This is a genomic window from Cyanobium sp. NS01 (genome assembly GCF_014280235.1).
Lineage (GTDB): Bacteria > Cyanobacteriota > Cyanobacteriia > PCC-6307 > Cyanobiaceae > NIES-981.
In genome coordinates this window covers 2,003,796-2,023,728 of record NZ_CP047940.1, presented here as the reverse complement: position 1 = coordinate 2,023,728, position 19,933 = coordinate 2,003,796, and the positions used below count along the sequence as shown (strand labels likewise).

Annotated in this window: 22 protein-coding genes and 1 tRNA gene; 8 read left to right on the top strand and 15 right to left on the bottom strand. The window is 70.5% G+C overall.

Going from position 1 to position 19,933, the window contains the following annotated elements; translation table 11 throughout:
• Positions 1-9: 9 nt before the first annotated feature.
• Together CyaNS01_RS10500 and CyaNS01_RS10495 are read left to right on the top strand one after the other, a co-directional pair.
• The gene (locus CyaNS01_RS10500; protein WP_186697036.1) at positions 10-828 is read left to right on the top strand and encodes a hypothetical protein; all 819 of its coding nucleotides are present in this window, start codon (positions 10-12) and stop codon (positions 826-828) included.
• A gap of 2 nt (positions 829-830) precedes the next feature.
• Positions 831-1,517 (top strand): N-acetylmannosamine-6-phosphate 2-epimerase, encoded by a 687-nt coding sequence (locus CyaNS01_RS10495; RefSeq protein ID WP_186697035.1) that lies wholly within the window; start codon positions 831-833, stop codon positions 1,515-1,517.
• A gap of 24 nt (positions 1,518-1,541) precedes the next feature.
• Here the strand turns inward: CyaNS01_RS10495 and groL are convergent, their stop codons facing one another.
• Complete coding sequence (gene groL / locus CyaNS01_RS10490) at positions 1,542-3,227, bottom strand: chaperonin GroEL (RefSeq protein ID WP_186697034.1); 1,686 nt, start codon at positions 3,225-3,227, stop codon at positions 1,542-1,544.
• A gap of 185 nt (positions 3,228-3,412) precedes the next feature.
• Here groL and CyaNS01_RS10485 point away from each other — a divergent pair, with 185 nt between their 5' ends.
• Positions 3,413-3,604, top strand: coding sequence for a hypothetical protein (locus CyaNS01_RS10485; protein WP_186700889.1), 192 nt, complete (start codon positions 3,413-3,415; stop codon positions 3,602-3,604).
• A 36-nt stretch (positions 3,605-3,640) separates the two neighbouring features.
• On the opposite strand, the gene fabG is transcribed toward CyaNS01_RS10485, so the two are convergent.
• Together fabG and CyaNS01_RS10475 are read right to left on the bottom strand one after the other, a co-directional pair.
• A complete protein-coding gene (gene fabG / locus CyaNS01_RS10480) occupies positions 3,641-4,393 on the bottom strand; it encodes a 3-oxoacyl-[acyl-carrier-protein] reductase (RefSeq protein WP_186697033.1) in 753 nt (250 codons plus the stop codon).
• A gap of 66 nt (positions 4,394-4,459) precedes the next feature.
• Positions 4,460-5,293 carry a glycosyltransferase family 9 protein gene (locus CyaNS01_RS10475; protein WP_186697032.1) on the bottom strand — a complete coding sequence of 278 codons (834 nt, stop codon included), beginning with the start codon at positions 5,291-5,293 and terminating at the stop codon, positions 4,460-4,462.
• 68 nt (positions 5,294-5,361) lie between these two features.
• On the opposite strand from CyaNS01_RS10475, the gene ispD reads away from it, so the two are divergent.
• Positions 5,362-6,057 carry a 2-C-methyl-D-erythritol 4-phosphate cytidylyltransferase gene (gene ispD, locus CyaNS01_RS10470; RefSeq protein ID WP_186697031.1) on the top strand — a complete coding sequence of 232 codons (696 nt, stop codon included), beginning with the start codon at positions 5,362-5,364 and terminating at the stop codon, positions 6,055-6,057.
• 2 nt (positions 6,058-6,059) lie between these two features.
• Here ispD and CyaNS01_RS10465 read toward each other — a convergent pair whose 3' ends face one another.
• Both CyaNS01_RS10465 and CyaNS01_RS10460 read right to left on the bottom strand, forming a co-directional pair.
• Positions 6,060-7,004, bottom strand: a complete 945-nt coding sequence (locus CyaNS01_RS10465; RefSeq protein WP_225875637.1) for an LD-carboxypeptidase — start codon at positions 7,002-7,004, stop codon at positions 6,060-6,062.
• Complete coding sequence (locus CyaNS01_RS10460; RefSeq protein ID WP_186697030.1) at positions 7,001-7,951, bottom strand: 4-hydroxybenzoate polyprenyltransferase; 951 nt, start codon at positions 7,949-7,951, stop codon at positions 7,001-7,003. The genes CyaNS01_RS10465 and CyaNS01_RS10460 overlap by 4 nt, the downstream gene beginning before the upstream one ends.
• Before the next feature lie 108 nt (positions 7,952-8,059).
• Here CyaNS01_RS10460 and CyaNS01_RS10455 point away from each other — a divergent pair, with 108 nt between their 5' ends.
• Positions 8,060-9,673 carry a Ppx/GppA phosphatase family protein gene (locus CyaNS01_RS10455; protein WP_186697029.1) on the top strand — a complete coding sequence of 538 codons (1,614 nt, stop codon included), beginning with the start codon at positions 8,060-8,062 and terminating at the stop codon, positions 9,671-9,673.
• On the opposite strand, the gene CyaNS01_RS10450 is transcribed toward CyaNS01_RS10455, so the two are convergent.
• Together CyaNS01_RS10450 and CyaNS01_RS10445 are read right to left on the bottom strand one after the other, a co-directional pair.
• Complete coding sequence (locus CyaNS01_RS10450; protein ID WP_186697028.1) at positions 9,654-10,460, bottom strand: helix-turn-helix domain-containing protein; 807 nt, start codon at positions 10,458-10,460, stop codon at positions 9,654-9,656. The genes CyaNS01_RS10455 and CyaNS01_RS10450 overlap by 20 nt on opposite strands.
• A gap of 183 nt (positions 10,461-10,643) precedes the next feature.
• A tRNA-Val gene (locus CyaNS01_RS10445) sits at positions 10,644-10,715 on the bottom strand.
• 214 nt (positions 10,716-10,929) lie between these two features.
• Here CyaNS01_RS10445 and CyaNS01_RS10440 point away from each other — a divergent pair.
• Positions 10,930-12,363 carry an FAD-dependent oxidoreductase gene (locus CyaNS01_RS10440; RefSeq protein ID WP_255460029.1) on the top strand — a complete coding sequence of 478 codons (1,434 nt, stop codon included), beginning with the start codon at positions 10,930-10,932 and terminating at the stop codon, positions 12,361-12,363.
• Here the strand turns inward: CyaNS01_RS10440 and cobM are convergent.
• The 4 genes from cobM to petC are packed head-to-tail and all read right to left on the bottom strand — an operon-like array spanning position 12,325 to position 15,493.
• Positions 12,325-13,086, bottom strand: a complete 762-nt coding sequence (gene cobM, locus CyaNS01_RS10435) for a precorrin-4 C(11)-methyltransferase (RefSeq protein WP_186697026.1) — start codon at positions 13,084-13,086, stop codon at positions 12,325-12,327. The genes CyaNS01_RS10440 and cobM overlap by 39 nt on opposite strands.
• Entirely contained in the window at positions 13,083-13,940 is an 858-nt protein-coding gene (lgt, locus tag CyaNS01_RS10430; RefSeq protein ID WP_186697025.1) for a prolipoprotein diacylglyceryl transferase, read from the bottom strand. The genes cobM and lgt overlap by 4 nt, the downstream gene beginning before the upstream one ends.
• 31 nt (positions 13,941-13,971) lie before the next feature.
• A complete protein-coding gene (petA, locus tag CyaNS01_RS10425; protein WP_186697024.1) occupies positions 13,972-14,907 on the bottom strand; it encodes a cytochrome f in 936 nt (311 codons plus the stop codon).
• 37 nt (positions 14,908-14,944) lie between these two features.
• Complete coding sequence (gene petC / locus CyaNS01_RS10420) at positions 14,945-15,493, bottom strand: cytochrome b6-f complex iron-sulfur subunit (protein ID WP_186697023.1); 549 nt, start codon at positions 15,491-15,493, stop codon at positions 14,945-14,947.
• Between the two features lie 168 nt (positions 15,494-15,661).
• Between petC and CyaNS01_RS10415 the strand changes: the two genes are divergently transcribed.
• On the top strand, positions 15,662-15,991 hold the full coding sequence (locus CyaNS01_RS10415; RefSeq protein WP_370561503.1) for a DUF3067 family protein: 330 nt from the start codon (positions 15,662-15,664) through the stop codon (positions 15,989-15,991).
• Positions 15,992-15,993: 2 nt separating this feature from the next.
• On the opposite strand, the gene tatC is transcribed toward CyaNS01_RS10415, so the two are convergent.
• Both tatC and CyaNS01_RS10405 read right to left on the bottom strand, forming a co-directional pair.
• Positions 15,994-16,872, bottom strand: a complete 879-nt coding sequence (gene tatC, locus CyaNS01_RS10410; protein ID WP_186697022.1) for a twin-arginine translocase subunit TatC — start codon at positions 16,870-16,872, stop codon at positions 15,994-15,996.
• On the bottom strand, positions 16,869-18,554 hold the full coding sequence (locus CyaNS01_RS10405; RefSeq protein WP_225875635.1) for an NFACT RNA binding domain-containing protein: 1,686 nt from the start codon (positions 18,552-18,554) through the stop codon (positions 16,869-16,871). Before CyaNS01_RS10405 ends, tatC begins: the two co-directional genes overlap by 4 nt.
• Positions 18,555-18,615: 61 nt before the next feature.
• Here CyaNS01_RS10405 and gmk point away from each other — a divergent pair, with 61 nt between their 5' ends.
• Positions 18,616-19,170 (top strand): guanylate kinase, encoded by a 555-nt coding sequence (gene gmk, locus CyaNS01_RS10400; RefSeq protein WP_186697020.1) that lies wholly within the window; start codon positions 18,616-18,618, stop codon positions 19,168-19,170.
• 71 nt (positions 19,171-19,241) lie between these two features.
• Here the strand turns inward: gmk and CyaNS01_RS10395 are convergent, their stop codons facing one another.
• Positions 19,242-19,358 carry a Photosystem I reaction center subunit IX gene (locus CyaNS01_RS10395; protein WP_186697019.1) on the bottom strand — a complete coding sequence of 39 codons (117 nt, stop codon included), beginning with the start codon at positions 19,356-19,358 and terminating at the stop codon, positions 19,242-19,244.
• Between the two features lie 11 nt (positions 19,359-19,369).
• Entirely contained in the window at positions 19,370-19,867 is a 498-nt protein-coding gene (locus CyaNS01_RS10390; protein ID WP_186697018.1) for a Photosystem I reaction center subunit III, read from the bottom strand.
• Positions 19,868-19,933 lie beyond the last annotated feature (66 nt).

Sequence of the window (19,933 nt, the reverse complement as noted above, 5' to 3'; positions counted from 1 at the left end):
CCGGTCCCCGTGCCCCGTACTCCCCGCTTCCCCGCCCCGGACCGCCCTGATCCGGAGGCACGGCTCCTGGCCGCCGTGGCTGAGCGCGATGGCCCCCTGGCCCGCCGCCTGGGTGAGCGGTTCGTGCACCGCCGCGGCGTGGCCGCTCTCGAGAGCCTGCTGCAGCGCAAGCTGGAACCCATCCAAGGCGCCGAGGCCTGCAGCTGGCTTGCCGCCCTGGTGGGGGTGGAGCCACTGGTGAGGCCGGCGGCCGAGGATGCGGCCCAGGCCCCTCTTGTGGCGGTCGCCGGCTCAGAGCCACGGGCCAAGGACGTGATCGACGAGGCTCCCGTGGCTGATCCCTGGGCACCGGTTGCGTCCGGCCTGGAGGGAATGGGCAGTTTCAGTGCCGCTCTTAGCTCTGCCGCAACTCTGGACTCCGCGGGCGCAGAGTCCGGGGCGGCTCTGATCGCGTCCTGGCTGGAGGATCTGGAACAAGAGCAGGCAGAGCTGGGCCAGCTTGCTGAGGCCCTGAAGCCCGCTGCTGAGCAGCTCGCTGATGCTGAGCCCCAGGTGGCTGATCCCCGGCCGGGCGAGCCGAAGCTGGCTGCCCTCCAGGCTTCCGACCTGATGGTGTTCGGTGGGGGGGGATCTTCAGCTTCGTCCCCGGCCCATTCAGCCCCACTGCCGGCGCAGCAGGTCGATCCTGACCCCCTGCTGCGCCGCCTCCAGCTGGTGGCTACCCCCAACGGCCAGGCCCCTGCAACCGTAGGGCCCGCGCCGGTGCCGGCCTCGCTGGCACGCCTGCGCTCGTGGCTCCATGACGATCAGCTACCGGAGGCGAGCTGAGCATGGCCAAGGCGCCATGGCCCCGGGGGCTGATCGTGTCGGTGCAGGCCCCGGAGGGATCACCCATGCGTCACCCCGAGGTGATCGCGGCCATGGCGGAGGCCAGCCTCAACCAGGGCGCCAGCGGGGTGCGGCTGGAGAGTCCCGAACACATCGGTGCGGTGCGTCGGCGCTGCCCGGAGGCCCTGATCGTGGGGCTCTGGAAGCGCACCTACCCCGGCAGTGCGGTGTACATCACCCCCACCTGGATCGACATCCAGGCCGTTTGGGCGGCTGGGGCCGATGTGGTGGCCATCGATGCCACGAGCCGACCGCGGCCCTGCGGCGAAGATCTGGCGGAGCTGATCCTCCGGGCCGCTCAGGAGCTGGGGGCGCCCCTGATGGCCGATGTGGATTCCGTGGCCCACGGCCTGCGGGCCGCCGAGCTGGGTTGCGGCTGGGTGGGGACCACCCTGTTCGGCTACACCGACGACACCGCCAGCTGCCCCCCTCCTGCCATGGACCTGCTGGCGCCCTTGCGGGCCTCTCTCCCCAACGAGGTGGCCCTCATCTGTGAGGGAGGGATTCACTCGGCAGCCCAGGCCCGCGCGGCGCTGGCGCACGGGGCCGATGCGGTGGTGGTGGGTACGGCGATCACCGGGATCGATCTGCAGGTGGCGGCCTACCTGAGGGCGCTCGCCCAGCCCTGAGGGGGGCGGGAAGCGCAGCCCGGCTCACATCATGCCGGGCATCCCCATACCGCCCATGCCTCCCATACCACCCATTCCACCCATGCCGCCCATACCTCCCATGCCGCCCATGTCGTCGCCGGGGCCTGCGGCCGCGGGCGGTTCGGGCTTGTCGGCGATCACGGCTTCGGTGGTGATCAACAGGGCCGCGATCGACACAGCGTCCTGGAGCGCCAGCCTGGTGACCTTGGCGGCATCGAGAATGCCGGCGGCCAGCAGGTCTTCGTATTCACCGCTGAAGGCGTTGTAGCCCTTGCCGCCGCGCAGGATCTCGGCGCTCACCACGGAGCCGTCGATGCCCGCGTTCACGGCGATCTGGCGCACCGGCTCAGCCAGGGCCCGCTTGACGATCTCCACGCCGGTGCGCTCATCGCCCTGGCATTGGGCAGCCAGTTCGGAGAGGGTTTCCGCCAGTTCCAGCAGGGTGGTGCCGCCACCGGCCACGATGCCCTCCTCGACGGCGGCCCGGGTGGCGTTGAGGGCGTCCTCGATACGCAGCTTGCGGTTGCGCAGCTCGGTTTCGGTGGGGGCCCCCACCTTGATCACGGCCACACCGCCGGCCAGCTTGGCGATCCGCTCCTGCAGCTTCTCGCGGTCGTAGTCGGAGTCGGTGGCGGCCAGCTGGCGACGGATCGAGGCGATGCGCTCAGTCACAGCGGCCTGATGTTCCTCGCTGGCCACGATCGTGGTGCTGTCCTTGGTGATCGTGATGCGCCGGGCCTGGCCCAGGTCGGCCAGGGTGGCCTTCTCCAGGGTCATGGCCTGGTCTTCGCTCACCACCGTGGCGCCGGTGAGGGTGGCGATGTCCTGCAGGTAGGCCTTGCGGCGATCCCCGAAGGAGGGGGCGCGCACGGCGGCCACCTGGAGCACGCCACGGTTCTTGTTCACCACCAGGGTGGCCAGGGCTTCACCCTCCACCTCCTCGGCCAGGATCAGCAGCGGGCGGCCGCTCTTGGACACGGCTTCCAGCACCGGCACCAGATCGGCGATGCTGCTGATCTTGCGGTCGGTGATCAGGATCAGAGCAGCGTCGAACACGCACTCCCGGCGCTCCGGATCGGTCACGAAATAGGGGGAGCTGTAGCCGCGGTCGAAGGCCATGCCTTCAGTGATCTCGAGCTCGGTGGCCAGGGAGTTGGACTCCTCCACCGTGATCACGCCATCGACGCTCACCTTGTCCATCGCCTGGGCGATCATGGCGCCGATCTCGTCGTCGTTGCCGGCGCTGACGCTGGCCACCTGGCGGATCGCGTCGCCCTCCACGGGCACGGCCCGGGCGGCGATGCCCTCCACCACCAGGGCGGCAGCCCGCTCCATGCCGCGGCGCAGGTTCACGGGGCTGGCGCCGGCGGCCACGTTGCGCATGCCCTCCCGCACCAGGGCCTGGGCCAGCACGGTGGCGGTGGTGGTGCCGTCACCGGCCTCGTCCTTGGTCTTGCTCGCCACCTGCTGCATCAACTTGGCGCCGAGATTTTCGAAGGGATCCTCCAGTTCGATTTCCTTGGCGATCGTCACGCCGTCGTTGACGATGTCGGGGGCGCCGAACTTCTTCTCGAGCACCACATTGCGTCCCTTCGGACCGATGGTCACCCGAACGGCATCGGCGAGGGCGTTGACACCCCGCTCCAGGGCGGCGCGGGAGGCGTCGGAAAAGCTGACCAGCTTGGTCATCGGCTCACAGGAGTTCCAATGCTTCAGGTTCCCACGCGGCCTGGGGCCTGGTCCGGTAGGGAAAGCCGAAAAGACTGTCGGGCTGCCCTGACGGACCGATAAGGTCTGGTGAGGGGGCCTGGAGCCGCACAGAGGTCTTGGACGAGTTGCTTCAGAGCGCCCTTGACACGGCTTCAGCCGAAGCCATGCCCCTGAGCACCGCCAGCGGCGCCAACGCCATGGTGTTCGTGCTGGTCACGGCGCTCGGGCTGCTCATGGCACTGATCTATGTGCCGCTGCGGCTCTACCTCACGCTCACGGCGCGCAGCCGGCGGCTGCGGCTGCTGCAGCGGATCCGCCGGCTGCGGGAGGAGCTGGGCCAACCGATCGGCGGCTGAGCCCGGCGGATGGCGCGGTGGGTTGTGCCGCGGCGCTCAGCGCATCACCATGCCGCCATCCACCTGAAGCACCTGGCCGGTCATGTAGGCGGCGCTGGGATCGGCGGCCAGGAAGCGCACCGCCCCGGCCACTTCGGCGGCGCTGCCCATGCGGCCCAGGGGGATGGCCTTGAGGATCGGCTCCTTGTCGAGGGAGGCGGTCATGTCGCTCTGGATGAAGCCGGGGGCCACGGCATTCACGGTGACGCCCCGGGCGGCAAACTCGGCCGCGTTGCTGCGGGTGAGGCCGATCACCCCGGCCTTGGCGGCGCTGTAGTTGGCCTGGCCGGCATTGCCGCATAGCCCCACCACCGAGGTGATGTTGATGATGCGGCCGCTCCTGGCCTTCAGCATCGGCCGGCTCACGGCCCTGGTGCAGAGGAACACGCCGGTGAGGTTGAGGTCGATGACGCTCTGCCAGTCGGCGGTCTTCATGCGCATCAGCAGCCCGTCGCGGGTGATGCCGGCGTTGTTGACCAGCACGTCGAGGCGGCCCTCGCGCTCCAGCACCGCCTTCACCATCGCCTCCACCTCGGCCTCCTCGGCCACGTTGGCCCGGTGGGCCCAGGCCCTGCCACCGGCGGCCTCGATGGCACCCACGACATCGGCCGCGGCCTGTTCGGAGCTGGCGTAGTTCACCACCACGGTGGCGCCGTTGGCGGCCAGTTCCAGGGCGATCGCCGCGCCGATGCCGCGGCTGGCGCCGGTGACCAGGGCGACCTGACCGGTGAGGGGAGCGGCGACGGCCATCGAGGGGGAGGGGTGAGTGGCGCCGATCGTATGGCGAGATCCATCACCCGCTGGGCTGGGGGCCGCTCAGGCCAGCCCCAGGGCGCTCAGCACGGCGGCGCTGCCGAGCTGGGACAGCTCGTCTGCGTTGCCCAGCGCTTTGACTCCCTCGCGCTGGGGGAGGTCGCCGGCTGCAGCCCCGAGGGCCACCAGCGGCAGGCCCAGCAGCAGGGCCAGCTCCACGCTGGCCGGATCGCTGGCCAGCACCACATCGGCGCAGGCCAGGCGTGCGGCCCGCTGGCTCCAGGAACCCTCTCCGGCTCTGGCGCTGCGCAGCCCGGGCAGCTGGGCGGCGATCAGGGCCGGCAGCTCCTGCCAGCGTTCGGGTGGCCAGTCGCCAACGCCCCCCGCCGGGGCCTGCAGTAGCAGGGGCCCATCGCCGGCGGGCAGGGCGGCGGCGGCGGCCTGGAGATCGGCCGGGGGGATCGGCAGGCGGAAGGCCTCGGCGTTCAGGCTCAGTCCCAGGGGGCGCAGCCAGGTTTCCCAGGCCTGGGAAGGCCAGCCCCCTGCAGGCTCCTGCACCAGCGCGGTGGCCGAGAAGCCCTGGCTGGCCACCCGGGTGGGGATGTGGCTCATGGACAGCATCAGGTCCATGGCCCGACTGGGAGCGCGGTTGATGCAGAGCTGGAAATCGGGCTCCCGCACCGAACCCAGCAGGTTGGCCCAGTCGGCGAGGGTGGCGTTGGCGAAGCTGAAGGGCAGGGCGCGGCTGACGCCGGGGTGCAGGCGCCAGAGACCAACCGCTTCAGCGGGGCAGACCACCTGCACCACCGCCTTGAGCTGGTCCGCCACGGCGGCCACAGCAGGGAAGGCCTGGAGCTGCCGGCTGCTGTCGCCGGGCAGCAGGAACAGGGCGCGCATCGAGGGGCAGTCACGGCGGACTGATTGTATGGAGCGGTTCCGGACGCGCCTGGCCGCGGGAGACGCCTGTGCATCTGTTGATCGCCGCCGCCGGCAGTGGCCGCCGCATGGGCGCCGCCGGCAACAAGCTGCTGCTGCAGGTGGCCGGGCGGCCGGTGCTGGCCTGGACCCTCGACGCCGCCCTGGCCTGCGCGGCGATCCGCTGGATCGGCATCGTGGGCCAGGCGGTGGATGCCGAAGCGGTGGCGGCGATCATCGAGGCCGCCAGGCCGGATCGCCCTGTGCAGTGGATCCTGGGGGGCGACAGCCGCCAGGAGTCGGTGAGCCGCGGCCTGGAGGCCCTGCCTGCCGAGGCCGCAGGCGTGCTGATCCACGATGGCGCCCGCTGCCTGGTGCAGCCGGAGTTGCTGGCGCGATGCGCCGCGGCGGTGGCCGCCGGGCGGTCGGTGATTGCCGCCACCCCCGTGACCGACACGATCAAGCAGGTGGACGCCGTCGGGGCGATCCTGGCCACCCCCGATCGGGCTGGACTCTGGGCGGCCCAGACCCCCCAGGGGTTCCCGGTGGACCAGTTGCGCTCGGCCCATGCCAGGGCCCGGCGCGAAGGCTGGAGCGTCACCGATGACGCGGCCCTGTTCGAGCGGCTGGGCCTGCCGGTGGCCGTGCTGGAGGCGCCGCCCTCCAACATCAAGCTCACAACGCCGTTTGATCTCACGGTGGCGGCGGCCCTGCTGGCCTCCGAGCGGGCTGGATCGTCTGGCTGACCTCAGGCCCGAGGGGTGGGCAGCAGCCGAAGGTGGCCGGCGTCAGCGTCCAGCCGGGCCCAGACACCCAGCGGCAGGGCCCCATTGCCGGCTTCGTGGCCCACCGGCAGCTCGGCCAGCACCGGAATGCCCAGATCCCCGGTGCGATCGTGCAACACCTGCTCCAGGCTGAACCGCGCCGCCATCGCGATGGGGTCGGCTCCGGACTCTCCAGGTGGGTGGTCGTCGCAGCCGCTGAACTGGCCCAGGCCGATGCCGGCCAACTGACCCAGGGCGCCACTCAGGCGCCAGTGGGTGAGCATCCGATCGATCCGGTAGGGAGCTTCGCCCACGTCTTCGATCACCAGGATGGCGCCGCGCAGGTCGGGCAGGTGGGGAGTTCCGAGCAGGTGGGTGGCCACGGTGAGATTCGCCACCAGCAGGGGGCCTTCGGCCACGCCACCCCGCCATGGGGTGCCCGGCAGGTCGGCCACCGGCTCCCCGAACAACAGGGCCCGCAGCCGCTCCTGGCTCCAGGACGGCTCCGCCGCCAGGCTGGTTAGCAGGGGGCCGTGCACGCCACCACCGTGCCCCTGGGCCAGCTGGGCCCAGAGCAGGGCCGTGACATCGCTGAAGCCCAGCAGCCAGCGGGGAGAAAGGCTGGTGAGGGACTGCTCCAGCAGCCGGGCCGCCCCCCAGCCCCCGCGCAGGCAGGCCAGCAGCTCGGCCCCCACGTGTTCAGCCCGCAGCAGATCATCGCGGCGCTCGGCGTCGCGGCCGGCCAGATAGCCCCAGCGCCGCTCATGCAGGGCGCGGCGCTCCACCTCCAAGCCCCAGCTCTCGAGCACGGCGATGCCGGCTTCCAGGCGCTCCAGGTGATCGCTGGCCGCCAGCGCGGAGCTGGCCGCCACCAGGGCCACCCGGGCTCCTGGACGCAGGGGAGGAGGTTGCCTGGGCGGGAGGGTCACGCCAGTCGCCCCAGCACCAGGGCCAGCCACCACAGCCCCCCCAGCCACACCTGCTGGCGGAAATGGCGCCCGAAGGCCCCCCGGGACTGACCTGGCCGTTGCAGCAGAACCCCGGCACGCACCATGCCGAGGCTCGCCCCTGCGGCCAGCCCCCAGCCGAGCAGGTTGAGGCCCTCCCCCGCGGCCGTCAGGGTTAAGGCGGCCGCGGCCAGGCAGAGGGATGCTGCCAGGTAGCAGAGGGTCACCACCTGCGGCGCCCGGCGCCCCAGGCTGAGGGCGCTGCTGCGCACCCCGATGGCCCGGTCGTCGTCTCGGTCGGCCATGGCATAAACCGTGTCGAAGCCGAAGGTCCACAGCAGCGTGGCCAGCCAGACCAGGGCGAGCGGCCAGCCCCCGGCCAGGCTGCCCGTGGCGGCGGCCCAGGGGATCAGCACGGCGAAACCCCAGCAGAGGGCCAGCACCAGCTGGGGGTAGCCGAACCAACGCTTGGCCGAGGGGTAGAGCAGCACCAGGGGAAGGGTGGCGAGAGCCAGCAGCAGGCAGAGGCCCCGGCTGCCGGCGGGCAGGCCCCACAGCACCACCCCCAGGGCCAGGCCCAGGCAGACCGTGAGCAGCGCCAGGGCCGTGCCCACGCCCACCCGGCCGCAGGCCAGCGGCCGCAGCTGGGTGCGTTCCACCTGGGGATCGATGCGGCGATCCCAGAGGTCGTTGGCGATGCAGCCGGCCCCACTCACGGCCAGGCCTCCCAGCGCCAGGGCCAGCAGCAGCGAGGCCGGTGGCGGGGTTGTCGGCAGCAACCACAGGCTCCAGCCCGCCGGAATCAGCAGGATCAGGCGGCCGCTCGGCTTGTCCCAGCGCAGCAGCTCCAGCCAGGCGCCCAGGTCGGCGCCGAACCCTGCGGGGCCTGCCGCCGCGTTGCTCTCCTTGCCCACCGCCGAGCCTGCCATGCGCCTCCCCTGACGATGCAACCGTGTTGAGTGAGGAACGCTAGGCGTCTGCGGCCAGGGGCCCCGGGGTCAGTGGCAAACTGGCTGCGCCCTGGCTGCCCCGGTTCGATGGCCCAGAGCCCTCCCTCCCAGCGCCCCGATCGACGCCGGGTCGCGGCCATCGACATCGGCACCAACTCGATCCATCTGCTGATCGCCGAGGTGGATGAGGAGCTGCGCAGCTTCTCGGTGCTACTGGCCGAAAAGGCCACCACCCGCCTGGGCGAGCGCGACCCCGACTCCGGTGATCTCAGCCCTGCCTCGATCGAGCGGGCCTTCCGCACCCTGCGTCACGACAAGGAGCTGGCCGAGAGCCACCAGGTGGAGCAGATCGTCACGGCGGCCACCAGCGCCGTGCGCGAAGCGCCCAATGGCCGCGACTTCGTGCAGGCCCTCTACGACCAGCTGGGCCTGTCGGTGGATCTGGTGAGTGGCCCGGAGGAGGCCCGTCTGATCTACCTGGGGGTGCTCTCGGGGATGGGCTTCGGCGAGCAGCCCCACATGATCCTCGACATCGGCGGTGGCTCCACCGAACTGGTGCTCGGTGACGGCCGCGACGCCCGGGTGCTCACCAGCACCCGCATCGGCGCTGTGCGGCTGCAGCGGGAGTTCTGCCAGCAGGAGCCCCTTCCCCTGGAGCGGCAGCGCTTCCTGAAGGCCTACATCCAGGGGGCGCTGGACCCGGCCGTGTCCGAATTGAAGCGGGCCCTGCAGCCTGGCGAGCAGCCCCGGCTGGTGGGCACCAGTGGCACGGCGATGGCCCTGGCCTCCCTGGCGGCAGCGGCAGAAGCCAAGCCACCTCTCAAGCTGCAGGGCTACCGGTTGCCCAAGCAGCGCATCGATGAGCTCGTTGAGGCCCTGGTGGCGATGACCCCGGAGCAGCGCCGTGAGCTCTCGGCCATCAACGAGCGCCGCGCCGAGATCATCGTGCCCGGCTCCCTGATCCTGCAGACCGCCATGGAGATGGTCGGTGCTCCCGAGCTGGTGGTGTGCGACCGGGCCCTGCGGGAGGGCTTGATTGTGGACTGGATGCTGCGCAACCAGATCCTGGGCGATCGCTTCAGCTTCCAGAGCACGATCCGCGAGCGCACCGTGCTGCACCTGGCCCAGAGCTATGGCATCGACCGGGAGCGGGCCGATCGGGTGGCGGGCCACGCCCTCAGCCTCTACGACCAGGGCAAGGGCCTGCTCCATCACGACAGCGGCGCTGGGCGTGAACTGCTCTGGGCCGCGGCCCAGCTGCACACCTGCGGCAAGAGCATCAACATCTCCGCCTATCACAAGCACACCTGGTATCTGATCCGCCACGGCGAACTGCTGGGGTTCTCCCAGGCGGAGCACCTGATGGTGGCGGCCATGGCCCGCTATCACCGCCGCAGCCTGCCGAAGAAGCGCCATGAGTCGTGGCAGCTGATCGAGGAGCGCGATCAGCGCAGCATGGTGTTCTCCATGGCCCTGTTGCTGAGGCTGGCCGCTGCCCTCGATCGCCGGCCCGCGGCGGGCATCGCCGCCATCCGCGTGCATCCGGCCGCGGCTGGGGTGCTCGACCTGGAGCTGGTGCCCCATGCTCCCGAGCCTCGAGAGCCGGCGATCGATCTGAGCCTGGAGCGCTGGAGCCTGCGCTCCTGCAGTGAGGTGGTGGCGGAAGCCTGCGGGCTGGAACTCAGGGTGAGGGAGCCCTGAAGCGCTGCCAGCGCACCTGCTCGATCGTGCCCAGCAGGCGTCTGGGCTGGCCTGGGGGCACTACTTCCACCAGGTCTGGCCGGCCGGCCAGCACCTGCAGGTCCGCCTCAAGCGGGAAGGACTGCTCCCCCTCCAGAGTGCCGCGGAAGAGGGTGGTTCCGTCGGCGCTGCGCACTTCCAGCCAGCTCGGTTGCTCGGCCCGCAGCAGCAGTTGGCCGGAGCCGGCACCGCTGGCGCCTGAGGGTTCCAGCGCCTGTGCTGGGCCGCCGACAGCGCTTTCTGGGGCCGAGGCGGCAGCTGGTTGCGGCGTGCCGGCTGGGGCCAGGGCGGTGCTGCCGCTGCCGCCGTCAGGCGCCACCAGCCTCTGGTAGCCGACCAGCCCAACGGCGCCGAGCGCGACCAGCAGCCCTGCGGCGGCCAGGGGCAGGGGCCATCGGGCTGCCTGGCTGGACCGGCTGGGGGCTGAAGTCATCGCCAGCGGTTGGGCTGGGGTGCTCGACGCTTCGGCCGGCTGCGGAGCGGGTTTTCGGCCCTGAAGGCTGACGCGCAGCGCCTGGATCTCAGGATCGATCGACACGCCGAGGGCCGAGGCCACCCGCCTGGCCTGGGCGATCACGAACACCGGTTCGGGCAGGCTGTCGGAATCGGCATTCTCCAGGCTCTGCAGTTGCTCACGGCCCATGTGCAGGCGGTCGGCCAGATCTTCGAGGCTCAGCCCCTGGCTCAGCCTGGCCTGCTGCAGACACGAGGCCAGCCGTTGCAGATCGGACATGGGGTCTGCGCTCATGTCAGCGAGGGATCCAGGTAGGGCGGCGGGCAGGGGCGCCGATTCACCCCGGAACCAGAATGGTGGAGATTCTGCAGGGAATGACTGCCAACTGTCACCACTGGTGCCCCAGTGATGCACCGGTGGTGACGGCAGCCCACGGAGCCATACCGTCCTAAGCCCCCGTTTGGGGGCTCGCTGACATGGGCGATACTGGACTCGAACCAGTGACCCCTTCCGTGTGAAGGAAGTGCGCTACCGCTGTGCTAATCGCCCGTTGATTTGGCCTTGACCCTGCGGATCCGGTTCCTTCCTGGGAGCTTAAAACACCGCCGGAACCTGTCTCTGCCGGCATCGGCCAATCCTGTGCCTGCTGGCATCAGCCAAAATGGTGGGCCGTTCCGATGTGCCTGTGAGCAGCGCCCCTCCGTTCCCGCACATGTCCGCGCCCCAGGCCGCTCAGCAGGCTTCCCTCCCCGCTGACGCAAGCGTGGATGTGCTGATCGTGGGCGGAGGAGTGTGCGGCACGGCCCTGCTGTTCGAGCTCGCCCGCTACACCGACCTGGGCCGGGTGGCCCTCGTGGAGCGCTACGACGCCCTGGCCAGCGTCAACTCCCGCGCCACCAACAACAGCCAGACGATCCACTGCGGCGACATCGAGACCAACTACACGCTGGAGAAGGCCCTGAAGGTGAAGCGCACCGCCGAGATGATCGTGCGCTACGCCGAGCTGCTCGATCCAGCCAGCCGGGAGCGCTGCGTGTTCCGCACACCGAAGATGGTGCTCGGGGTGGGGAGCGAGGAGTGCGCCCTGTTGCGGGAGCGCTTCCAGCGCTTCTCGCCCCATTTCCCGGCCATGGAGCTGCTGGATGCCGAAGCGATCGCGGCCTGGGAGCCCCGGGTCGCCCTGCTGAACGGCCAGCCACGCCCTGAAGAGCTGGCGGCGATCGGCATTCGCGGCAGCTACACCGCTGTCGATTACGAGGCCCTCTCGGCCTCCTTCGTGGCCGAAGCTCGCGCTGCGGTGGCGGGCAGCGAACGCCAGCTGGAGCTCCAGCTGGGTACCACCGTGGCGGCGATCACGCCCGAGGGGGAGGGCTTCCGGGTGCTGCTCACCCCCACCCCGGGCTGCTCTGCGGCGGCAGACCAGGCGGAACGGCAGCTGTGGGCCCGCCATGTGGTGGTGAACGCCGGGGCCCACAGCCTGCTGATGGCTCAGCAGATGGGCTACGGCCTGGAGTACTCCTGCCTGCCGGTGGCCGGCAGCTTTTACTTCACCCCAGATCTGCTCAACGGCAAGGTCTACACCGTTCAGAACGACAAACTTCCCTTCGCGGCCATCCACGGCGATCCGGATGTGCGGGCTCCGGGCAAGACCCGTTTCGGCCCCACGGCCCTGCCGCTGCCGCTGCTGGAGCGCTACCGCCTGGCCTCCTTCTGGGAGTTCCTCAAGGTGCTGCGCCTGGACTGGGCCGTGCTGGCCGTGGCCTGGCAGCTGCTGCGGGTGGGCGACATCCGCCGCTACATCCTCAGGAATCTGTTGTTCGAGGTGCCCTGGCTGCGGCGGCGCCTGTTCCTGGCCGATGCCCGCAAGATCGTGCCGGGCATGCAGCTCGAGGACCTGCGCTTTGCCGATGGCTACGGCGGGGTGCGTCCCCAGCTGATCGACAAGCGCCAGCGCCGCCTGCTGCTCGGGGAGGCCAGCATCCCCGCCCGCCCCGGGCTGGTGTTCAACGTGACGCCCTCCCCCGGCGGCAGCTGCTGCCTGGGCAATGCCGCCCGCGACCTGGAGCAGATCGTGGCGCGGCTGGGCTGCGGCTTCGATCGGGCCAGGCTGGAGCGGGAGCTGCACGGCACGGCCGAGGCTTCAGGCCCCGCCGCAGCCTCAGGCTCCGCCGCGGAAGAGGTGGTGGTGGCTGGCTGAGTACAGCTTGGAGCGGGCCTCGGCACTGGCAGCCAGGGCCGGACTCACCACGTAGAGCGTGGTGCGGATCAGGCCCCGCTCCTCACTGGCCTGGGCCATGGCCGTGAGCGGCACCACCTGCAGCCACTGGTCCGGCCAGCTCACCCTGTAGCCGATCGCCACGGGGGTGTCCGGGGGGTAGTGCTGCAGCAGCTCCTGCTGCACCTCCTGAACGTGGCGGGCACTGAGGTAGAGGCAGAGGGAGGCCCCGAGGGCCGCCAGCCGGCCCAGGGATTCCTTCTCGGGAACGCCGGTGCGCCCGCCGGCGCGCCCGAGCACGATCGTCTGTACCAGGCCGGGAATGGTGAGCTCCTGCTGCAGGGCTGCGGCTGTGGCCTGATAGGCGCTGAGGCCGGGCACCACCTCCACGGCCAGTTCAGCATCGGCCAGGCGGCAGATCTGCTCGTGCAGGGCGCCATAGAGGCAGGGATCGCCATCGTGCAGGCGCACCACCTGCTTGCCTGCTGCGGCCCGCTCCTGCACCAGCGCCATCACCTGCTCCAGGGTGAGGGTGCTGGTGCGGATGCGTTCGCAGCCTTCGGGGGCCAGGGCCGCGATCTCGGGGCTCACCAGCGAGTCGGTCCACACCAGCACCTCGGCCTGCTCGATGGCCCGCAACGCCCTGAGGGTGAGCAGGTCCACGGCGCCGGGGCCGGCCCCCACGATCGAGACGCGTGGCGTCACTGCACCACCCCGCTGGGGTCAGGCAGGCGGCGCTGGCGGCCGTAGAGCCACCAGAGGCCCAGGCCACCCAGCACGATCAGCAGCAGGCTCACCACCTGGGCCATGCGCAGACCGCCCTCGCAGAAGGGCGGTTGGGAGAACAGACAGAGCGGGTCGATGCGCAGGCCCTCGATCCACACCCTGCCGGCGCTGTAGGCCATCAGGTAGATGCAGCTGAGGCTGCCGGCCGGCAGGGAGATGCGGCCCTTCTGGCCCTGGCGGAACAGCACCAGCAGCAGCACACACACGCCCACGTTCCAGAGCGATTCGTAGAGGAAGGTGGGATGGAAATCCACCTGATCCAGGAATTCCGTGGGCCGGTTGGCGAGGGGGATCTGCAGCTTCCAGGGCAGGTCGGTGGGCAGGCCGAAGGCCTCGGAATTGAAGAAGTTGCCCCAGCGACCGATCGCCTGGCCCAGGGCCACGGCCGGCATCAGCACGTCGAGCAGGGGCCAGAAGGGCTGGCGACGCCAGCGGCAATAGAGCACGGTGGTGAGGCCGCCGCCGATCAGGGCGCCGTGGATGGCGATGCCGCCCCGCCAGATCGCCAGGGCCTCAACCCAGTTGTCCTCGTACTGGCGCCATTCGAGCAGCACGTAATAGATCCTGGCGCCGATCACGGCTCCCAGCACCAGCAGGGGCAGCAGGTCGGCGATCAGGGTGGGCTCAATGCCGCGCAGCCGGCCCAGCCGGGTGGCCAGGGTGAGGCCCGCCAGCACCGCCAGGGCGATCAGCAGGCCGTACCAGCGCACGGAAAGGGGGCCCAGCTGGAACACCAGGGGCCCCGGGGAGGTGAACACAAGAAGCACGTTCAAGGGCCTGACGAGGGGCTCGGCGCCAACCAGCTCAGACAATGCCTTCGGCGGCCTGCACTCGCTCCACCTGGCGCTTCTTCAGCACCAGGAAGATCTGGGCCACGGCAATGGCCGCGAAGAACGCCAGCAGGCCGTAGATCCGCACGGGATCCTGCAGCACCACCTCGGTGTCGATCTGGCCGAAGCCCCCCACGTTGGGGTCGTTGGTGAGCGGTGCGCCGGCCGCCACGGTCTCACCGACGGCGGCGGTCACGGTCGGACCGGCCGGGATGGTTTCGCTGATCACGGAGCCGTCTGCCGTGGTGATCTCCACCACGGTGGCGCCGCCATCGGCGGGAGTCACAGCGGAGACGGTACCGGCGGCCGTGGCGTTGAAGATCGTGTTGTTCGACTTCTCACCGGTGGGATACACCTGGCCGCGGCCACGGTTGCCACCCACGTGCAGCTGGTATTTGCCGAAGTGGATGCTGCTGTCCTGGGCCGGATCGGGGGAGAGCAGGGGGAAGACGATCTCCTGGTGCTGGTCGCCAGGCAGAGGACCCACGAGCAGGATGTTGGGCTGGTCGTCGGAGTACTGGGTGTAGTAGATGCCCGCCGTTTCCTCCTTGAGCTCCTCACTGAGGCGATCCTGGGGGGCCAGGGTGAAACCATCGGGCAGCATCACCACGGCGCCCACATTCAGGCCGGTGCCGCTGCCATCGCCGGAGAGCTGTTGCACCGAGGTGTCGTAGGGAATCTCCACCACGGCCTTGAACACCGTGTCCGGGAAGACGGCCTGGGGAAGTTCGATGCGGGTGGCCTTCTTGGCCAGGTGGCAGTTGGCGCAGACCAGCTTGCCCGTGGCTTCACGGGGGCTGTCGTAGTTCTGTTGAGCCCAGAAGGGGTAGGCCCAGCTGGGGGAAGCGGCACCGAGCAGCACGGTGACGCTGAGAAGGCAACCGAGCAGCAGGGAGAGGGAGCGGCGCATCAGGGGTGGGGCGACAGGGGCGAACGGGGAAAGCGGATCAGGCCCACCAGGGCTTGTCGCCGTTTCGGAAGTCGGTTTCGGTCCACTGGCTGAGGAACACGTTGTCGTCTTCGACGGACACATGGGCCAGGGCCAGGGAGAGGGGAGCCGGTCCTCGCACCACCATGCCGGTGGCGTCGTACTGGGAGCCGTGGCAGGGGCAGATGAACTTGTTCTGGCCGCCGTTCCAGGGAACCACGCAGCCCAGGTGGGTGCAGATGGCATTGATGCCATAGCTGCCGATGGCGTCGTCGCCCTCCACGATCAGGTAGGTGGGATCGCCCTTGAGACCCTGCACCAGGCTGCGGTCCCCTTCCTTGTGGGAGCTGAGCCAGCCGCTGCCGGTGACGGGATTGCCGAGCTCGTCCTTGGCGGAGGTGCCCCCACCACCGCCGGCGGCCTTGGGCGGAATGAAGTAGTTGACCACCGGGTAGAGCGCTCCGAGGGCCACGCCCGTGAGGGAGCCGAAGGTCAGCAGGTTCATGAACTGCCGACGGCCCATGCCGGGCACATCACCGCTCGAAGCACTCGCTGGCATCTGGGTCATACAGGGCGGCCTGGAAGCCACAGCAACGTGGCGGCCACCCTAAGACCTGACTCCACCTGAGCCGGGCTGCCCATGGGCCCTGGCGGGGGCTCTGCAACAACCCGTTGCGGATTTCTGGCTCGGCCCGGATTCCCTGGTACTGGCATAGGGGCCTGAGCGTCTGTGGTTGTGGATCCTTCGTCTCCCCTCAGCGCCGAGGAGCTGCTCGGCCTGCTGCGCCGGCGCTGGCAGGCCAGCTACGACCTGCAGCTGGTGCAGCGCCGCGGCCGCCTCTATCTCCAGGTGATGTGGGCCTATCTGGAACAGCAGTCGTTCCCGCTCTCCGCCGAGGCCTACGCGGCCAAGCTGGAGGAGCTCACGGGGCTGCTGAATGGGCTGGGCGTGGCGGGCCAGGTGAGGGCCTGGCTGGAGACCACCTCCGATAAGCCCAGACTGGGTCGGGCCCTGGGCCTGGCCCTGGAGTTGCCGCCAGAGCGGGCCAGTGAGTTCTTTCTCTGAGCTCAGGCCTCCTCCGAGCCAAGGGGCTGGGCCCCGGCCGGCCAGGCCCGAAGCCGCTCGCTGAAGGCCACCAGGCCCACGCCCACCAGATACAGGGCGCTGATGGCGCCGGTGAGCAGCAGCATCGTGACCGGATCGGTGGAGGGGGTGAGCACCGCTCCAGCCAGGGCCGCCAGCAGCACCACCCAGCGCCAGCCCGAGAGCATGGCGCCGGAGCGCACCAGCCCAAGGGCGCCCAGCAGCAGCTGCAGCACCGGCAGCTGGAAGGCCAGGCCGGTGGCCACCATCAGCAGCAGCACGAAGTCGAGGTAGCGCTCGATCGACCAGCTCGGCTCCACCACATCGGCGCCATAGCTCACCAGAAAGCGCAGGGCGGCCGGCACCAGAGCCCACCAGGCAAAGGCCAGCCCGGCGGCGAACAGCACCGCCGAGCCCGCCACCGCCGGCGCCACCAGCCGCCGTTCCCGCCGGTTCAGACCCGGCAGCACGAAGGCCAGACCCTCGTAGAGCACGTAGGGGAGGGCCAGGGTGAGCCCGGCGTAGCCCGCCACCTTCAGAGACACGAACAGAAACTCGCCCGGCGCCAGCTGCAGGAAGCGGATGCCCTCGGCCGGCATCTCCAGGAGCCGCACCAGCGGTTTGACGAACACCAGACACAGGGCCGCCCCCGCCAGCAGCGCCAGCAGGGCCCGCAGCACCCGGCGCCGCAGCTCCTCGATGTGGTCCACCAGGCTCATCTCCACTTCGCCTGGGAACTCCTCGCCAGCAAGGGCGCCGCTGGGGGTGGCGGGACGGGGTTCCCGCTCACCCCGACCGACCTCGATCCGGATCGGCGGCGGTGGCCCGGCAGGGCCGGGATCCTGGGGGGAGGTGTCCGTCATGGTTGCCGTGCTGCCAGCAGGCTAAGAGCCCGCTCCGGTTCCCCCCAGAGCAGGCTGCCGCCGCGATGCCGCACCGTGCCGGGGGCGGCGCCCGGAATCCGCTGCAGCTCTGCCGTGGGCACCATCAGCACAGGCACGCGGCGGTTGCCCCGCCCGCGGCTGAAGTGGGCTGCCAGATCGGCCGCAGCCTGCAGATCCTCGTCCCCCGCCGCTGCCGCCGAACTGCGCAGCACCACGTGGCTGCCCGGTAGCTCCTGGGCATGGAACCAGAGGTCGCCGCGCCGGGCCTGGCGAAAGGCGATCCACTCGTTCTGGCGGTGGTTGCGGCCCACCTGGAGCGTGAGCCCCCCCGGGCTGATCAGCTCGAGGGGCTGGGGCTGGCCCTCCCGACCCTGGCCGCTGCCCCGCCGGGACTGCCGGGCTGGCCTGCCGCCGGGGTGGAGGTGTTCCTCCAGATCCCGGCCCAGGCCCTGGAGCGCCTCGAGATCCTCCGCCTGGTCGAGGTAGGTGAGGCTGGCCTCCAGCCAGGCCAGGCGCTGCCCGTGCCAGGCCAGCCGCTCCTGGATGGCCGCCACGGAGCGGCGTCGCCTGCGGGCCTGGCGGTAGAGCTTCTGGGCGGTGTCGATGCAGCTGCGGCTGGGCTGGAACTGGCTCAGCAGGGCATCGGCCTGCAGCTGCAGGGCGTCGCTCTCCGGTACGGCATCGAGCAGGGCCTGCTGGCTGCCGGCCTGCTGCTGCTCGCGCCGCAGCAGCCGCTCCAGCTGCTGCTGCAGCTGCCGGCGCTGCTGGCTCAGGCTCTGCTGGGCCAGGGCGCGGCCATAGAACGCAGCCAGGCCGCGGTTGATCGGCATCGCGGCGCTGGCTGGTGGCTGCGCATGGGGCTCGGCGCTCCAGCAGCGGTAGCCCTCGGCGTCGCCCTGCCAGCAGAAGCGCTCGGCCTCCACCGCCGCCAGCCAGAGCTGCCAGCGCTGCCAGAGCAGCTCCCACTGGTGACTCTGCAGCTCGGTCACAGGTTGCTGCAGCCACTGCGGTGGGGCGAGCTGGCGGGCCAGGGCCGGGCTGATGCCCTGGTAGGCGCTGCGCAGGGCCTGCTCCAGCGGCAGGGGCAGCAGGGCCACGCGCTGGCGCCAGCGCTCGAAGCTCTCGGCGCGGCTGGGCGGGGCCCCGTCCAGGGGCGGGGGTGGCTGGTAGGGATCGCCGGTGCCGATCGGCCGCAGCCGCGACTGGGCTGTCTTCACCTGGCGCCCCAGAGCCACCACCTGGCGGCCGTCGCCATCGGGCTCCAGCAGCAGCAGGTTGCTGTGCCGGCCCATCAGCTCAGCCACCAGCCAGCGCTGCGGAGCCTCACCGGGGCGGCGGGCGAAGCCCAGCTCCAGCACCCGCTCCCAGCCGACCTGCTGAAGGCTCACCAGGGCCAGTCCACCGAGCCCGTGCTGCAGCTGCTGGGCCAGGGTGCTGCCCTCACCCTGGCGCGGTGGGGGGGCGATGGCGTGCACCCGGGCCGCCTCGGCCTGCCAGCTCAGCTCCAGCCACTGCATCCCCTGCAGGTGGCGCAGCCCCAGCTGGATGGTGCCCGGGCCGGCCTGCTGGGCTTTTTCCAGGCGGCTGGGCAGCAGCAGGCGCCGCCATTCGGCCAGCACCGCCTTGAGGCTGGTCACGTCCTGGGCCTGGAGGCTCGCCATGGCTGCGCTCCAGCCCTTCCGCGTGTGGCTTCTACTCTGCAGCCCTGCCTGCGCGCGTTCCATGGCCCGACTCACCGTGATCACCGGTCCGAGCGGGGTGGGCAAGGGCACGCTGGTGGCCGAGCTGTTGCGGCGCCATCCCGAACTCTGGCTGTCGGTGTCGGCCACCACCAGGGCCCCCAGGCCCGGCGAACAGGAGGGCAGCAGCTACTTCTTCCTCAGCCGCGAGCGCTTCGAGCAGCTGGTGCAGGAGGGGGGATTTCTGGAGTGGGCCGAGTTTGCCGGCAACCGCTACGGAACGCCGCGGCGGCCGGTGGAGGAGCATCTGGAGGCAGGCTGCTCCGTGCTCCTGGAGATTGAACTGGAGGGGGCCCGCCAGGTGCGGCAGACCTTCCAGGCTGGTTATCAGCTGTTCATCAAGCCCCCCTCCCTGGAGGAGCTGGAGCGTCGCATCCGTGGGCGGGGCACCGACAGCGAGGAGGCGATCCGCCGCCGGCTGCAGCGGGCCTCGGTGGAACTGGCCGCTGAGGAGGAGTTCGATGGGGTGCTGGTCAACGGCGATCTTGAAGCGGCCGTGGCTGAGCTGGAAGCGGCCCTTGGCCTGGCCCCCGGCTGATGTCATGAAAAAACGGCCCCTAGGGGCCGCAGGCTGAGGTGAACGCTCTGAGGTGAACGCTGAGCCGTGCCTCAGAGGGGGCGAAGGATCAGGTCAGGGAAGAAGCGGAAGATCTCGATGGTGATCCCGGCCGTGAGGGTGAACCAGATGGCAGCCACGACGGGGGCGGTGGTGAGGAATTTTTTCATGGTTCCAGGAATCAGCGGGGGGAAACGGTCACTTTGGAGTCGGCTTCAACCATTTTTCCACCGGCAAACTCAGAGAAGGCTGCCAGGGGCCAGACGGCAGCGGCGAGGGTGGATTTGAACGCCAGTGGCATGTCGATCTGGATCTCACGCATGGTGGCGTCCTTGCTGCCGCGGATCGCGATCAGATAGGAGCGGCCGGCCCAGCCGATCGTGCCGGCGATGTAGAGGAAGAGCAGGCCTGGGATGAGGAAATCACCGGCGTGGCTGAAGCGGCCATCCACGATCAGGCGGGGCAGGCCGTCATCGCCGCAGAGGGCCTGGCTGTACACGTTGAACCGGGACTTGGCCTGGTCGGTGCTGGCAGCTGAGGCCCGCTGCTGGAAGCGGGGGCTCTCGGCACAGGGGGTCAGGCCGGCCACCGATTCCGCGGCCGAAGCCACGGGAGCAAGGCCGATGAGCAGAAAGGCCGAGAGCAGAACCGCACACAGGCGGGGGAGAAGACGTCGCATGGAAAGCCTGGGTAGAAGCCGGGAAGAGTGCCCTGCGGAGCCCTGCATCGGCGTGGGGCCGCAGGG